The following is a 13,913-nucleotide window of genomic DNA, read 5'->3' as shown; positions in this document are numbered from 1 at the left end:
CGCGGTCTATTCGACGCCGATGAGCAGCAGCGAACCCTGCCGCCCGCCCCGGTACACGACCGTGTCGACGGCGAGGTGCACCTCACGCACGCGTGCTTCGACGCGCTCGGCGATGGAGTCGGGCGCTTCATCGCCGAGGACGAGGGTGACCATCTCGCCGCCCGCCTGGAGCATGCGGTCGATGACCGTCTCGGCGGTGGCGGTGACGTCCGAGCCGATCACGGCGACATCGCCCTCGATGAGGCCCAGGACGTCCCCGGCCTGGCAGATACCGGCCGTGGTCCACGACTGGCGCTCGGCGACGGTCACCTCGGCGTAGCGGGTCGCACCGGCCGCCGAGGTCATCTGCACGACGTCCTCGTCGAACCGGCGGTCCGGTTCGTGCACGGCCAGCGCAGCGATCCCCTGCACCGCGGAGCGCGTCGGGATCAGCGCCACCCGGATGCCCTCCGTGCGAGCCTGCTCGGCCGCCGCGGCGGCGGTGTGGCGCAGGTCGGCGTCATTGGGCAGCAGCACGACCTCGCGCGCGTGGGCCCGTCGTACGGCGTCGACGAGCTCCCCGCTCGCGAGCGGCTCGCCGGGGCGCGCGAGCACCGTGGTCGCGCCCGCTTCGGTGTAGAGCCCGGCCAGCCCCTCGCCGGGCACCACGGCCACGACGGCACGCTGGACGCGCTCCCGGGACGGGCGTCCGCCGCCGGTGGTGTGCACGTCGCCGACGGCGAAGTGCGTGATCCTGATCCGGTACGGCCGCCCGGCCTCCACGCCCGCCTCCACGGCGGCGCCCGCGTCGTCCACGTGTACATGGACGTTCCACAGCCCGTCACCGCCGACCACGACGAGCGAGTCACCGAGTTCGTCGAGCCGCTCCCGCAGCCGGGTCACGGCCGCGTCCTCGGCCTCCAGCAGGTAGATCACCTCGAAGGCGGGCCCGCCCTCCTCCGGGGTCACGGCCCCGTCCACGCACTCGCCGGGGCTGTCGGCGCCCACGCGCGCGTGCTCGTCGCTCGTGCCGAGGCCGTCCACGCGCGCGTGCCCCCCGCCCACCGGCGACACGACGGCCACCGGGGGCACCATGGCTACCGGGGGCACCACGGCCACCGCCGCCGGCCGCTCCCCCGTGAACGTCTCCACCAGCGCCCCCAGCACCGCCACCAGGCCCCGCCCGCCCGCGTCCACGACGCCCGCGCGCGCCAGGACGGCCAGCTGGCCCGGCGTCGCGGCGAGGGCCGCTCGCGCGCCGTCGTACGCCGCCCGCGCGACCGTCCCGCAGTCCCCCTCGGTTCCCGTCGCGGCGTCCGCGGCGGCCGAGGCGACCGTGAGAACCGTGCCCTCCACGGGGTGGGCCACGGCCTGCCGGGCGGAGTCGGCCGCATGCCGGAGCGCGAGCCGCAGCCCCCGGGCGTCGCTGTGAGCGCTCTCACCGGGGGACGAGCCCCCGGACCCACCGCCGGCCCGTCCCCCGCCGCCCTCCCCGCCGCCCTCCCCGTCCGCGGCGAGCACCTGCGCCATCCCCCGCAGCAGCTGCGCCAGAATCGTTCCGGAGTTCCCGCGCGCCCCGATGAGCGCGCCGTGCGCCATGGCCTGCACGGTGTCGGCGAGCGACGGCACCCCCGCGCCGCCCCCGACCTCGTGGCCGGTGAAGACCGCCTCGACCGCGGTGAGCGCCGACTCCACTGTCAGATACAGGTTCGTGCCGGTGTCCCCGTCGGCGACCGGGTAGACGTTGATCGCGTCGATCTCCTCGCGCGACCTCCCCAGCGCCGCCAGCGCGAGACCGCACCAGGTGCGCACCGCGAGAGCATCGAGGAATGTCTGCGGCGCCTGCGCCACCTGCGCCTCCTTAGGACTGCCGGACGTGGGACGCAGCGTAGACCCCGGGCCGGTGGGCCGCCGGAAGTGGGCCGGAGCGTGGCCCTGAGCAGCCATGGTAGTTTCGTTGTACTGGCGCAGTCGTTGTATGCTGCTCCGGTTGCCCGATCCAGATCGGGCCATTCCCCTGGCAACGCCACCCAGATCTCTGATCCTGCGATCTTGATCCCGGCCTGCCGGGATCAACCGTAAGTGCATCTGAAGTCTTTGGAGTGACCCGTGGCTGCCAACTGCGACGTCTGCGGCAAGGGGCCGGGCTTCGGCAACAACATCTCGCACTCGCACCGCCGTACGTCCCGTCGCTGGAACCCGAACATCCAGCGCGTCCGTACCGTGGTCGGCGGGACGCCGAAGCGCGTGAACGCTTGCACCTCGTGCATCAAGGCCGGCAAGGTCTCGCGCTGACGCTACGCGGTAGCGCGCGGCCCATGCTGGTTCGCTGCAGAAGCCGGTCCACCTCGGGTGGACCGGCTTTTTGCTGCGCCCTCCGGGGCCCGGGCCTCGACGACCCAGGCGCCCACGACCCAGGCGCCCACGACCCAGGCGCCGACGACTAGACGTCGCCCCTGAACCGCCACCCGTGATCCACCGGCCCGATCCCCCCACCGAGCGCGAACCCCGCCTCGATCGCCCCGGTGACGTACTCCTTCGCCGCCGCGACCGCCGTCGGCACAGGCAGCCCCGTCGCGAGCCCGGAAGCGATCGCGGAGGCGAGCGTGCAGCCCGTGCCGTGCGTGTGCCGGTTGTCGTGCCGGGGCGCCCGCAGCCAGTGCTCCTCCGCCCCGTCGGTGAGCAGATCCACGGCGTCCCCGGGCAGATGCCCGCCCTTGATCAGCACCCAGCGCGGCCCGTACGCCAGAACAGCCGCCGCGGCCCTGCGCATCTGCTCCTCCGACTCGACGTGCACGCCCGTCAGTTGGGCCACCTCGTCCAGGTTCGGCGTCGCCACGGTCGCGACCGGCAGCAGCTTCGTCCGTACGGAGTCCAGCGCGGACGGAGCCAGCAGCGAGTCGCCGTGCTTGGAGACACCCACCGGGTCGATCACGGCCGGAACGTCCGTACCGGCGATCAACTCGGCCACCGCCTCGACGAGTTCGGCGGACGCGAGCATCCCGGTCTTCACGGCCTGGACGCCGATGTCGTCGACGACGCTCCGGTACTGCGCCCGCACCGTCTCCACGGGCAGCGGCCATGCCCCCTGCACGCCCAGGGAGTTCTGCGCGGTCACGGCGGTGACGACGCTCATGCCGTGCACGCCGAGCGCGAGCATCGTCTTCAAGTCGGCCTGGATTCCGGCGCCTCCGCCGGAATCGGAGCCGGCGACCGTCAGCGCTCTCGGCGGCGCGCTCACGACTCGATGTCCCCGAAGTGGTCCCAGCCGCCCTTGCTGGTCCACGGGGCCCCGTCGACCGTCACCTGGGGCAGCGCCGAGGGGCCCCGCACCTCGCCGATGACCTTCCAGCGGGCGGGCAGTTTCACGTCCGGCGGGAAGGTCGCCACGATCGCGTGGTCCTCGCCCCCGGTGAGCACCCACTGCATGGGATCGACGCCCACGGCCTGCCCGATGTCGTTCATCTGCGAGGGGATGTCGATCGCGCCGGAGCGGATGTCGATACGGACCTTGCTGGCCTGCGCGATGTGCCCGAGGTCGGCGATCAGCCCGTCGCTCACGTCGCACATCGCGGTCGCGCCGAGCCCGGCCGCGGCCGGCCCCGCGTGATACGGCGGCTCCGGGCGCCGGTGCGCCTCCACGAAGGCCCGCGGCGAGCGGAAGCCCCGGGACAGCACGGCGTAGCCGGCCGCGGACCAGCCCAGCCAGCCGGTCACCGCGACGAGGTCGCCGGGCTGCGCACCGCCCCGCGTCACGGGCTCCTGGTTGCGCAGATCGCCGAGCGCGGTGATCGACACCATGATCGAGTCGCCGCGTACGACATCGCCGCCGACCACCGAGGCCCCCGCGACCTGGCACTCGTCGCGCAGTCCGTCCATCATCTCGGTCGGCCAGGTCACCGGGAGTTCGGCCGGCACGACCAGGCCGAGCAGCAGCGCGGTCGGTACGGCGCCCATGGCCGCGATGTCCGCGAGGTTCTGTGCGGCGGCCTTGCGGCCGACGTCGTAGGCCGTGGACCAGTCGCGGCGGAAGTGCCGCCCCTCGACGAGGATGTCGGTGCTCGCCACGACCCTGCGATCGGGTGCGGCGACCACCGCGGCGTCGTCGCCGGGGCCGACCCGGACCGCCGGGGTGGTGGTGAGACGGGAGGTGAGCTCCCTGATGAGCCCGAACTCCCCCAGCTCACCAACAGTGCCCTTCATTGTCCTTTCGCCCCTTCTGTACCTGTCCGTGCCCGGTCGCGCGTCACCAGTGTGCTCGATACGGTCAAGTTGACCGTCAACTTCTGTCGTGCCTGCACCCCGGCGCGGGGGCCGCGGTCCCCGCAGGTCTCCCCGTGGCGAGCGGCGACGCGATACCGTGGCGTTCCTTTTCCCCACATGATCCTCGTGGCCGCCCTGGAGGTTCCGTGGTACAGGCGTACATCCTGATCCAGACGGAGGTCGGCAAAGCGTCGACCGTCGCCGAAACGATCAGCAAGATTCCTGGGGTGATCCAGGCTGAGGACGTGACAGGACCTTATGACGTGATCGTGCGTGCCCAAGCTGACACCGTCGACGACCTCGGCCGCATGGTGGTCGCCAAGGTCCAGCAAGTGGACGGCATCACGCGAACCCTGACCTGCCCGGTCGTTCATCTGTAGCCCCCGTCTACCCTTGGCCGGTGACCTTCTCTCCCCACCGGCTCGTCGGCCTGCCCACCGTCGCACTGTTGATCACCGTCGCGGGCTGCTCCTCAGCAGACGACAGTTCCCGGGCCGCGGTTCCCGGTCCGGGCACCGAGGTCACGACGCTGTGCCGAAACCTGGACAGGGCGTTGCCGTCCACGGTCGACGGTCAGGATCGCCGGGATCCCGAACCCGCCTCCGCGTTGACCGCGGGGTGGGGAGACCCGGCGATCATACTGCGGTGCGGTGTGGACCGGCCTGCGGACATGAGCGAGACCAATGCCGACGGCGTCGATGTGAACGGCGTCGGGTGGCTGCTGCAGGAGCAGGACGACGGGGACTTCCGGTTCGTCACGACGTTGCGCAAGGCGTACGTGGAGGTGACCATCCCCAAGGACCGCACGGACGACGGGATGGCGCCGCTGGTCGATCTGGGGCCCGCGATCAAGAAGGCGGTGCCGGAGGGGATCGCCGACTGAGCGCCGTGGGCGCGACAGTTGTGTCTCGCGCCCACGGATCAGTCACCTCAGACCCGTTGAACGGCGCAGCGCCGCCTGGATCAGCCGGTCCACCAGCTCCGGGTAGCCGACTCCGCTCGCCTGCCACATCTGCGGATACATCGAGATCGGGGTCATGCCGGGCATGGTGTTGATCTCGTTGATGACGAAGCCGTCGCCGGTGAGGAAGAAGTCGGCGCGGACCAGGCCCTCGCAGGAGGCGGCCTCGAAGGCGTCGACGGCGAGCTTCTGGACCTCGGCCGTCTCCTCCGGGGTGAGCGGCGCGGGCACGATGCCCGGTGTGGAGTCGATGTACTTGGCCTCGAAGTCGTAGTAGGCGTGGGTCTCGGGTGACGGGATCTCGGAGGGCACCGATGCCCGAGGGCCGTCCTCGAAGTCCAGCACCCCGCACTCGATCTCCCGGCCGCGCAGCGCCGCCTCGACGAGGATCTTGGGGTCGTGGCGCTGGGCCTCTGCGATCGCCTCGTCGAGCCCGGAGAGGTCGTCGACCTTGGTGATGCCGATCGACGAACCCGCGCGCGCGGGCTTCACGAAGAGCGGCCAGCCATGGTCGCCGGCAAGGTCGATGATCTTCTTGCGGGCGGCGGACCCGTCCTGGTCCCACTCGCGCGGCCGGATCACCACGTACGGGCCCACCTTGAGCCCGAAGGAGGTGAACACCCGCTTCATGTACTCCTTGTCCTGCCCGACGGCCGAGGCGAGCACGCCCGAGCCGACGTACGGCACTCCGGCGAGCTCCAGCAGGCCCTGAAGGGTGCCGTCCTCGCCGTACGGCCCGTGCAGCACCGGGAAGACGACGTCGATCTCACCGAGCGCCTTGGGCACCGATCCGGGCTCGGTGTAGACGACTTCGCGGTTCGCGGGGTCGACGGGGAGCACGACGCCGCCCTCGCCGGAGTCGGCCAGCTGCTCGACGTCGGGCGTACGGCGCTCGGTGATCGCCATGCGTTCCGGATCGTCGGCTGTGAGCACCCACCGGCCGCTCTGCGTGATGCCGATCGGCAGGACGTCGTACTTCGTCCGGTCGATCGCACGCAGTACGGCGCCGGCGGTGACCATGGAGATCCCGTGCTCGGAACTGCGTCCGCCGAACACGACGGCCACGCGTGGCTTGCGAGGCGGCTGCTGAGGGCTCTGGGCGAGGTTCTCGGTGCTCATATCGCGTTGAGGGTACCCGTTGGTAGCGCCCGGACACAGCGTCCGCACCCCGGCGTTGCCCGGGCGTCGCTCAGTGTCGTTCGGGCTTCGCGCTGCGCGACATCAGCTCCTTGAGGGCGACCACCGGGGGCTTGCCCTCGTGCACGATGCCGACGACCGTCTCCGTGATGGGCATGTCGACGCCGTGCCGGCGGGCCAGATCCAGCACGGACTCACAGGACTTGACGCCCTCGGCGGTCTGCCTGGTGACCGCGATGGTCTCCTGAAGGGTCATGCCCTTGCCGAGGTTGGTGCCGAAGGTGTGGTTGCGGGACAGCGGCGAGGAGCAGGTCGCCACCAGGTCGCCCAGGCCCGCGAGTCCGGAGAACGTCAGCGGGTCGGCGCCCATGGCCAGCCCGAGCCGGGTGGTCTCGGCGAGGCCGCGGGTGATCAAGGATCCCTTCGCGTTGTCGCCGAGCCCCATGCCGTCCGCGATGCCGACGGCGAGGCCGATGACGTTCTTCACGGCACCGCCCAACTCACAGCCCACCACGTCGGTGTTCGTGTACGGACGGAAGTACGGCGTGTGGCAGGCGGCCTGGAGCCGCTGGGCGACGGCCTCCTCGGTGCAGGCGACCACGGAGGCGGCCGGCATCCGGGCGGCGATCTCACGGGCGAGGTTGGGCCCGGTGACGACGGCGACACGGTCCTGGCCGACCTTGGCGACGTCCTCGATGACCTCGGTCATCCGCATGGCGGTGCCGAGTTCGACACCCTTCATGAGGGAGACGAGGATCGTGTCGGGTGCGAGCAGCGGCACCCAGTCGGCGAGGTTGCCGCGCAGCGTCTGCGAGGGGACGGACAGGACCGTGAAGTCGGCGCCGGCCGCTGCCGCGGCGGGGTCGGTGGTGGCCCGCAGGTTCTCCGGAAGCTCGATGCCCGCAAAGTACTCGGGGTTCATCCGGCTGGAGTTGACGGCGTCGGCGACCTCGGGGCGGCGTGCCCAGAGGACGACCTCGCAGCCCGCGTCGGCGAGCACCATGCCGAAGGCGGTACCCCACGAACCGGCGCTGAAGACAGCCGCCTTGACCGGCTTGCTCACGTGCCCTGCCCCTCTTCCTGTACGGCCTTGCCCTCCGCCTGGACCCTGCTCCTGCGTCGCTGCTCGATCCGCTCCTGGCGCGGGTCGTACGGCGTCTCGGGCGCCCGCTCGCCGCGGATGTCCTCCAGCTGGCGGGTGATGGCGGCCATGATGACCTCGGTCGCCTGCTTCAGCAGCTCCGGGGTCATCTCCTTGTCGTAGAACCCCGTCAGGTCCACGGGCGGGCCCGCGAGCACATGGTGGGTCTTGCGCGGAAGGAGGTTGGGTTTCTTGGCGTACGGCGGCAGCAGTTCGTTGGCGCCCCACTGGGCGACGGGGATCACCGGGCACTTGGTCTGCAGGGCGACGCGCGCGGCACCGGTCTTGCCGGTCATCGGCCACTGGTGCGGGTCGCGAGTGATCGTCCCCTCGGGGTAGAAAGCCACGCACTCGCCTCGCTCCACGGCGGCGATCGCGGCCCGGAAGGCGCTGAGCGCGTCCGTGGTTTCCCGGTAGACGGGGATCTGCCCGGTGCCGCGCATCGCGGCACCGACGAATCCCTTCCTGAAAAGGCCGCTCTTCGCGAGGAATCGCGGAACACGGCCGGTGTTGTACTGGAAGTGTGCGTACGCGAAGGGATCGATGTGCGAATTGTGGTTCACCGCGGTGATGAATCCGCCGTCGGCCGGAATGTGCTCCATTCCACGCCAGTCCCGCTTGATCAGAACCACCAGCGGCGGTTTGCAGAGGACCGCTGCGAAGCGGTACCAGAAGCCGATTCTGCGGCGGGGCACGCGGACACCTTCCTCTAGGGCCTGGGCTGCCGCACAAGTGTCGCCCCGGGCCGCCGGTCTGTCGAGAACACCGTACGCCCGCCCGTCTCCCACCACCGCCCTTGCAGGAGCTTCGCGCCCCTCCCCAGCACGCGCCTGCCAGATGGCCCGGGTGACAATGGCCGCGACAAGAGAGGGACGAACGCTCGTGCAGTGGACCTTGGTGATACCCCTGAAGCCTTTGGCGCACGCCAAGAGCAGGCTCTCGGACACCGCCGCCGACGGGCTGCGCCCGGGCCTCGCCCTCGCCTTCGCCCAGGACACCGTGGCGGCCGCGCTGGCCTGCCCGGCGGTCCGCGATGTGGCAGTTGTCACGGGCGACGCCCTGGCCGGCCGGGAGCTGGCCGCGCTGGGCGCCCACATCGTCGCGGACGAACCCGCGGGCGGCCTGAACGCGGCCCTGACACACGCCGAGGCAGTCGTCCGGGCAGCTCATCCCCGAACTGCCCTGGCCGCACTCAATGCCGATCTTCCCGCCCTGCGCCCACCGGAATTGGCCCGGGTACTGGACGCGGCCGCTGAATTCCCCCGCGCTTTCCTCCCGGATGCGGCCGCAATCGGCACAACTCTGCTGGCCGCCACTCCCGGCCGTGAATTGCATCCGGAATTCGGCACTGATTCCCGTACCCGCCACCGTGCCTCCGGCGCGGTGGAACTGACCGTCACCGCAGTGGATTCCGTACGCCAGGACGTCGACACCGGCGATGACCTACGCGCCGCACTGGCGCTGGGCGTGGGCCCGAGAACCGCGAAGGCAACCGCCGGCCTATTGATCACAGGGCTGTAGCCGCGTCCCATAGGGCCGCGGGGCTGTATCGATGTGCGGCTCCGCGGCGATGGGGGTCCCCCGGGTTCGAGCGAAGCCGAGAACGTGGGGGAGCGACCGGCCACAACGGCGCCGCAGACGCACGGCACCCCCTCGCGGCCCGCCCGGCGGAGCGCATACCCTGCGAACATGCAGGCCACCGCATACACCTACGACGCCGACACCCGCAGCGGCAGTGTGCTGCTCGACGACGGCACCCCCCTCCCCTTCGACACCGCCGCCTTCGACGCGGGCGGTCTGCGACTGCTGCGCCCCGGACAGCGCGTGCGGATCGAGGTGGAAGGCCCGAACGACGGCCTGCGCATCACGCTGGTGACACTGCAGACCCTGTAGAAGCGCCGCGGGCCGGACTCCATGAGGGAGTCCGGCCCGGCGCGTGAGTGCCCCTGTGCCCCGCTTACTTGCGAGCGGTGGACTTCTTGGCGGCGGTCTTGCGCGCGGACGACTTCTTGGCGGGGGCCTTCTTGGCCGTCGCCTTCTTCGCCGGGGCCTTCTTGGCCGTCGTCTTCTTGGCGGTGGTCTGCTTCGCCGCGGTCTTCTTGGCAGCCGCGGTGGTCTTCTTCGCGGTCGTCTTCTTGGCCGTCGTCTTCTTGGCGGTGACCTTCTTCGCCGGGGCCCGCTTCGCCGCGGTCTTCTTCGCGGCGGCGGCCTTGGTGGTCTTCTTGGCCGCGGCCTTCTTGACCGTGGCCGCGGCACCGCCGGTCAGGCTGCCCTTGGGCGCCTTCTTGACGGCGACCTCCCCACCGCGCGGGAGCTTCTTCGAGCCGCTCACCAGGTCCTTGAAGCCCTGGCCCGCGCGGAAGCGCGGCACGGAGGTCTTCTTGACCCGAACCCGCTCGCCCGTCTGCGGGTTGCGGGCGTAACGGGCGGGACGGTCGACCTTTTCGAACGAACCGAAACCGGTGACCGAGACCCTTTCGCCTCCGACCACCGCGCGGACGATGGCGTCCAGTACCGCGTCGACAGCATCGGCGGCCTGCTGGCGGCCGCCCATCTTGTCGGCAATCGCTTCTACGAGCTGCGCCTTGTTCACGTCTTCCCCTTCGGAGACATCGCCAGAACGAAAGTGTTCAAGCTTTTTCGCACGTTAGGCAGATATATACCGCAAATCAAACACGAAACGGGCTTATCACCCTTGTGCCGCAGCGGACTCGACGGCCTTAAGGGCTGTTCAGCGTTCCTCTTCGGGGAATCGACCCTCGTCGAGGTCGGCAGTGAACCGCTCCAGACGCCTTGCCGCATCGGCGAGATCGTGCTTGGCCGCGGCCGTAATGACCAGCAGCTTCCGGGTCAGCGCCATCCGTACGCCCTCCGGGACTTGCAGTGCGCGCACTCTTGCGTGCGCTTCCTTCAGTTGGCCCGCGACTGCCGCATAGAGCTTGAGTTGGCCGTCGTGTTCCATGCACAGATTGTGCCATCTGGGGCGAGTTGTCGCCTGCCCAGGGTGCAACTGCCGCCTCAAACGGCCTTCCGAGCACGCGCGAAAGCCGCGGCTACAAGGCTCGCGTACCCCGGCAACAACCGCTCTAACGTGGGAAGTTGAAGACGCGGTTCGGGCCGCGCAGGGCCGTTCGGGTGCAGACAAGGCCGTACCCCCGATCGGGCTGATCGGGGGTACGGCGGGGGTGTTGAGGTGGCCGAAACTCGACTTGCGCCGGGCCGTCGGCTCAGACTTTCAGCGTCTGCGGCTTGTGCGACGGCCGCTTGGCTTCGTACGTCGCGATGTCGGCCTCGTTCTGCAGGGTGATGGAGATGTCGTCCAGCCCGTTCAGCAGCCGCCAGCGGGAGTTCTCGTCCAGCTCGAAGGAGGCGGTGACGCCCTCGGCGCGCACCTCACGCGTCTGAAGGTCGACCGTGATCTCGGCCTGCGGGTCGTTCTCGGTGAGTTCCTGCAGCGCTTCCACGATCTTCTGCTCCAGAACCACCGTGAGCAGGCCGTTCTTGAGCGAGTTGCCGCGGAAGATGTCGGCGAAACGGGACGAGATCACCGCCTTGAAGCCGTAGTTCTGCAGCGCCCAGACCGCGTGCTCGCGCGAGGAGCCGGTGCCGAAGTCGGGACCCGCGACCAGGACGGTCGCGCCCTGCCGCTCGGGCCGGTTGAGGATGAAGTTCTCGTCCTTGCGCCAGGCCTCGAACAGCCCGTCCTCGAAACCGTCCCGCGTGACCTTCTTGAGCCAGTGAGCAGGGATGATCTGGTCGGTGTCGACGTTGCTGCGACGCAGCGGGACGGCCCGGCCGGTGTGGGTGGTGAATGCTTCCATGGCTGATCAGACTCCAGCGGGCGTACGGGTCTCGGCGTCGGACAGGTCGGCCGGGGAGGCCAGGTGGCCCAGCACGGCGGTCGCGGCGGCGACCCGCGGCGACACCAGGTGCGTACGACCGCCCTTGCCCTGCCTGCCCTCGAAGTTGCGGTTTGAGGTGGACGCGGAACGCTCACCGGGCGCCAGCTGGTCGGAGTTCATGCCGAGACACATCGAGCAGCCCGCGTGCCGCCATTCGGCACCGGCCTCCTTGAAGACGAGGTCCAGGCCCTCGGAGACGGCCTGCAGACCCACGCGAGCGGAGCCGGGCACGACCAGCATCCGTACCCCGTCGGAGATTTTGCGGTCTTTGAGGACCTCGGCGGCGGCGCGCAGGTCCTCGATACGGCCGTTGGTGCACGAGCCTACGAAGACGGTGTCCACCTTGATGGAGCGCAGCGGCTGTCCGGCCGCCAACCCCATGTATTCCAGGGCCTTTTCGGCGGCGTCGCGCTCCGAAGGGTCTTCGTACGAAGCAGGGTCGGGGACCGCGCTCGAAAGCGGCGCTCCCTGGCCCGGGTTGGTGCCCCAGGTGACGAACGGGGACAGCTCGTCGGCGTTGATGAGGACCTCGGCGTCGAAGACGGCGTCCTCGTCGGTGCACAGCGACTTCCAGTACTCAACAGCCGCGTCCCAGTCAGCACCCTCGGGCGCGTGCGGGCGGCCCTTGAGGTACGCGAAGGTGGTGTCGTCAGGTGCGATCATGCCCGCGCGGGCACCGGCCTCGATCGACATGTTGCAGATGGTCATCCGGGCCTCCATCGAGAGCTTCTCGATGGCGGGGCCGCGGTACTCCAGGATGTAGCCCTGGCCGCCGCCCGTACCGATCTTGGCGATGATCGCCAGGATCAGGTCCTTGGCCGTGACACCCTCGGGCAGTTCGCCCTCGACGGTGATGGCCATGGTCTTCGGGCGGGCCATCGGCAGCGTCTGGGTGGCCAGTACGTGCTCGACCTGGGAGGTGCCGATGCCGAAAGCCAGCGCACCGAAGGCGCCGTGCGTGGAGGTGTGCGAGTCACCGCACACGACGGTCGTGCCGGGCTGGGTCAGGCCCAGCTGCGGTCCGACGACATGGACGACGCCCTGCTCGACGTCGCCCAGCGGGTGCAGACGTACACCGAACTCGGCGCAGTTCCTGCGCAGCGTCTCCAGCTGGGCCCGGGAGACCGGGTCCGCGATGGGCTTGTCGATGTCGAGGGTCGGGGTGTTGTGATCCTCGGTGGCGATGGTGAGGTCGAGGCGGCGCACCCGGCGCTCGCTCTTACGCAGACCGTCGAAGGCCTGCGGGCTGGTCACTTCGTGCAGCAGGTGCAGATCGATGAAGAGGAGGTCGGGCTCGCCCTCGGCGTGCCGGACGACATGATCGTCCCAGACCTTCTCCGCGAGTGTCCTACCCATCGCTTTCCCTCCGGCCGACAAGAGTTGCGCCGACCCAACTAGAGATCTTGACGAAGCGGCTGCCCGCGCCCGCTTTTCCGGGCGTCCGCCGCCGGGCCCGTTGGTCCGTGGGCCGCTGCGCCTTTGTCCCTCCAGGGTGGCGCCTTCTACGGATAATTGAACTTGCGTTTCACAGAGTGAGACGCAAGTATCGTTTCATGGACAACAGTAGCGGCGTCGGCGTTCTGGACAAGGCGGCCCTTGTCCTGAGCGCCTTGGAGTCCGGTCCGGCCACCCTCGCGGGTCTGGTCGCGGCGACCGGGCTGGCACGACCCACGGCGCACCGCCTGGCCGTGGCTCTGGAACACCACCGTATGGTGGCACGCGACATGCAGGGCCGTTTCATTCTCGGCCCGCGCCTGGCGGAACTGGCCGTGGCCGCGGGCGAGGACCGCCTCCTCGCCACCGCCGGCCCGGTACTCACCCACCTCCGTGACGTCACGGGCGAGAGCGCGCAGCTCTACCGCCGCCAGGGCGACATGCGCATCTGCGTCGCCGCGGCGGAACGCCTGTCCGGCCTTCGGGACACGGTCCCGGTCGGCTCGACGCTCACGATGAAGGCCGGCTCCTCCGCCCAGATCCTCATGGCCTGGGAGGAGCCGGAGCGCCTGCACCGCGGCCTGCAGGGCGCCCGCTTCACCGCCACCGCGCTCTCCGGCGTACGACGCCGGGGCTGGGCCCAGTCCATCGGCGAGCGCGAGCCGGGCGTCGCGTCCGTCTCCGCGCCCGTACGCGGCCCGTCGAACCGCGTGGTGGCCGCCGTCTCGGTCTCCGGCCCCATCGAGCGCCTCAGCCGCCACCCGGGCCGTATGCACGCCCAGGCAGTCATCGACGCCGCGGCTCGCCTGTCCGAGGCCTTGCGCCGCACGGGCTGACCACACGGAAACGCCGTAGGGAACGAGCAGCCTCAACGCCGCGGCAGCTCATCCCCACGGCGCGGACGCCGCCGCTCAGCGGCGCGGTGCAGCCGCGCGAGAGCCCAACTGCTGTCGGTCAACGCCCGGTTGATGCAGGAAGCGAAGCATCAGGAACGACAAAGGCCCTCCGCCGAAGTGGAGGGCCTTGCCTTCGAGTACCCCCGACCGGATTCGAACCGGCGCTACCGCCTTGAGAGGGCGGCGTGCTAGGCCGCTAC

Annotated in this window: 16 protein-coding genes; 6 read left to right on the top strand and 10 right to left on the bottom strand. The window is 70.3% G+C overall.

The genetic code is table 11. The annotated features are described in order from the left end of the window. Positions 1 to 6: 6 nt before the first annotated feature. The gene (fakA, locus tag GFH49_RS21205) at positions 7 to 1,830 is read right to left on the bottom strand and encodes a fatty acid kinase ATP-binding subunit FakA (RefSeq protein WP_155057675.1); all 1,824 of its coding nucleotides are present in this window, start codon (positions 1,828 to 1,830) and stop codon (positions 7 to 9) included. Between the two features lie 258 nt (positions 1,831 to 2,088). Here fakA and rpmB point away from each other — a divergent pair, with 258 nt between their 5' ends. Beyond that, positions 2,089 to 2,274, top strand: a complete 186-nt coding sequence (gene rpmB, locus GFH49_RS21200; protein ID WP_003993230.1) for a 50S ribosomal protein L28 — start codon at positions 2,089 to 2,091, stop codon at positions 2,272 to 2,274. Between the two features lie 148 nt (positions 2,275 to 2,422). On the opposite strand, the gene thiD is transcribed toward rpmB, so the two are convergent. Beyond that, entirely contained in the window at positions 2,423 to 3,220 is a 798-nt protein-coding gene (gene thiD, locus GFH49_RS21195) for a bifunctional hydroxymethylpyrimidine kinase/phosphomethylpyrimidine kinase (RefSeq protein ID WP_155057674.1), read from the bottom strand. Then, positions 3,217 to 4,182, bottom strand: a complete 966-nt coding sequence (locus GFH49_RS21190) for a thiamine-phosphate kinase (protein WP_155057673.1) — start codon at positions 4,180 to 4,182, stop codon at positions 3,217 to 3,219. Before GFH49_RS21190 ends, thiD begins: the two co-directional genes overlap by 4 nt. Positions 4,183 to 4,388: 206 nt before the next feature. Here GFH49_RS21190 and GFH49_RS21185 point away from each other — a divergent pair, with 206 nt between their 5' ends. Together GFH49_RS21185 and GFH49_RS21180 are read left to right on the top strand one after the other, a co-directional pair. Next, positions 4,389 to 4,622 (top strand): Lrp/AsnC family transcriptional regulator, encoded by a 234-nt coding sequence (locus tag GFH49_RS21185; RefSeq protein ID WP_003997603.1) that lies wholly within the window; start codon positions 4,389 to 4,391, stop codon positions 4,620 to 4,622. 20 nt (positions 4,623 to 4,642) lie between these two features. Beyond that, complete coding sequence (locus GFH49_RS21180) at positions 4,643 to 5,125, top strand: DUF3515 domain-containing protein (protein WP_155057672.1); 483 nt, start codon at positions 4,643 to 4,645, stop codon at positions 5,123 to 5,125. Positions 5,126 to 5,167: 42 nt separating this feature from the next. Here GFH49_RS21180 and GFH49_RS21175 read toward each other — a convergent pair whose 3' ends face one another. The 3 genes from GFH49_RS21175 to GFH49_RS21165 all read right to left on the bottom strand — a co-directional run bounded on the left by GFH49_RS21175 (position 5,168) and on the right by GFH49_RS21165 (position 8,176). Beyond that, positions 5,168 to 6,322: a D-alanine--D-alanine ligase family protein gene (locus GFH49_RS21175; RefSeq protein WP_155057671.1), complete on the bottom strand. Its 1,155-nt coding sequence runs from the start codon at positions 6,320 to 6,322 to the stop codon at positions 5,168 to 5,170. A 70-nt stretch (positions 6,323 to 6,392) separates the two neighbouring features. Beyond that, complete coding sequence (locus tag GFH49_RS21170) at positions 6,393 to 7,403, bottom strand: NAD(P)H-dependent glycerol-3-phosphate dehydrogenase (protein WP_155057670.1); 1,011 nt, start codon at positions 7,401 to 7,403, stop codon at positions 6,393 to 6,395. Further along, positions 7,400 to 8,176 carry a lysophospholipid acyltransferase family protein gene (locus tag GFH49_RS21165; RefSeq protein ID WP_155057669.1) on the bottom strand — a complete coding sequence of 259 codons (777 nt, stop codon included), beginning with the start codon at positions 8,174 to 8,176 and terminating at the stop codon, positions 7,400 to 7,402. The genes GFH49_RS21170 and GFH49_RS21165 overlap by 4 nt, the downstream gene beginning before the upstream one ends. 187 nt (positions 8,177 to 8,363) lie before the next feature. On the opposite strand from GFH49_RS21165, the gene cofC reads away from it, so the two are divergent. Both cofC and GFH49_RS21155 read left to right on the top strand, forming a co-directional pair. Then, positions 8,364 to 9,002, top strand: coding sequence for a 2-phospho-L-lactate guanylyltransferase (gene cofC / locus GFH49_RS21160; protein WP_155057668.1), 639 nt, complete (start codon positions 8,364 to 8,366; stop codon positions 9,000 to 9,002). A 168-nt stretch (positions 9,003 to 9,170) separates the two neighbouring features. Continuing rightward, positions 9,171 to 9,374 carry a hypothetical protein gene (locus tag GFH49_RS21155; RefSeq protein ID WP_155057667.1) on the top strand — a complete coding sequence of 68 codons (204 nt, stop codon included), beginning with the start codon at positions 9,171 to 9,173 and terminating at the stop codon, positions 9,372 to 9,374. Positions 9,375 to 9,438: 64 nt separating this feature from the next. Here the strand turns inward: GFH49_RS21155 and GFH49_RS21150 are convergent, their stop codons facing one another. The 4 genes from GFH49_RS21150 to leuC form a co-directional block, all read right to left on the bottom strand. Next, positions 9,439 to 10,074, bottom strand: coding sequence for an HU family DNA-binding protein (locus tag GFH49_RS21150; RefSeq protein WP_155057666.1), 636 nt, complete (start codon positions 10,072 to 10,074; stop codon positions 9,439 to 9,441). Between the two features lie 138 nt (positions 10,075 to 10,212). Beyond that, positions 10,213 to 10,443, bottom strand: coding sequence for an SCO5555 family protein (locus GFH49_RS21145; protein WP_155057665.1), 231 nt, complete (start codon positions 10,441 to 10,443; stop codon positions 10,213 to 10,215). A gap of 265 nt (positions 10,444 to 10,708) precedes the next feature. Beyond that, complete coding sequence (gene leuD, locus GFH49_RS21140) at positions 10,709 to 11,302, bottom strand: 3-isopropylmalate dehydratase small subunit (protein WP_155057664.1); 594 nt, start codon at positions 11,300 to 11,302, stop codon at positions 10,709 to 10,711. Positions 11,303 to 11,308: 6 nt separating this feature from the next. After that, a complete protein-coding gene (gene leuC, locus GFH49_RS21135) occupies positions 11,309 to 12,739 on the bottom strand; it encodes a 3-isopropylmalate dehydratase large subunit (RefSeq protein WP_155057663.1) in 1,431 nt (476 codons plus the stop codon). Positions 12,740 to 12,936: 197 nt separating this feature from the next. Between leuC and ndgR the strand changes: the two genes are divergently transcribed. After that, positions 12,937 to 13,653, top strand: a complete 717-nt coding sequence (gene ndgR / locus GFH49_RS21130; RefSeq protein ID WP_155057662.1) for an IclR family transcriptional regulator NdgR — start codon at positions 12,937 to 12,939, stop codon at positions 13,651 to 13,653. Positions 13,654 to 13,913 lie beyond the last annotated feature (260 nt).

The sequence above is a fragment of the Streptomyces blattellae genome (assembly GCF_009709555.1).
In the GTDB taxonomy this organism is placed as follows: domain Bacteria; phylum Actinomycetota; class Actinomycetes; order Streptomycetales; family Streptomycetaceae; genus Streptomyces; species Streptomyces blattellae.
This window is presented reverse-complemented; position numbering and strand designations above follow the sequence as displayed.

Bases quoted from the DNA above. Each gene is read 5' to 3' on its own strand.
- GFH49_RS21190 (WP_155057673.1), bottom strand. From the start codon at position 4,182: ATGAAGGGCACTGTTGGTGAGCTGGGGGAGTTCGGGCTCATCAGGGAG.
- GFH49_RS21175 (WP_155057671.1), bottom strand. From the start codon at position 6,322: ATGAGCACCGAGAACCTCGCCCAGAGCCCTCAGCAGCCGCCTCGCAAG.
- GFH49_RS21155 (WP_155057667.1), top strand. From the start codon at position 9,171: ATGCAGGCCACCGCATACACCTACGACGCCGACACCCGCAGCGGCAGT.
- GFH49_RS21145 (WP_155057665.1), bottom strand. From the start codon at position 10,443: ATGGAACACGACGGCCAACTCAAGCTCTATGCGGCAGTCGCGGGCCAA.
- leuD (WP_155057664.1), bottom strand. From the start codon at position 11,302: ATGGAAGCATTCACCACCCACACCGGCCGGGCCGTCCCGCTGCGTCGC.
- leuC (WP_155057663.1), bottom strand. From the start codon at position 12,739: ATGGGTAGGACACTCGCGGAGAAGGTCTGGGACGATCATGTCGTCCGG.
- ndgR (WP_155057662.1), top strand. From the start codon at position 12,937: ATGGACAACAGTAGCGGCGTCGGCGTTCTGGACAAGGCGGCCCTTGTC.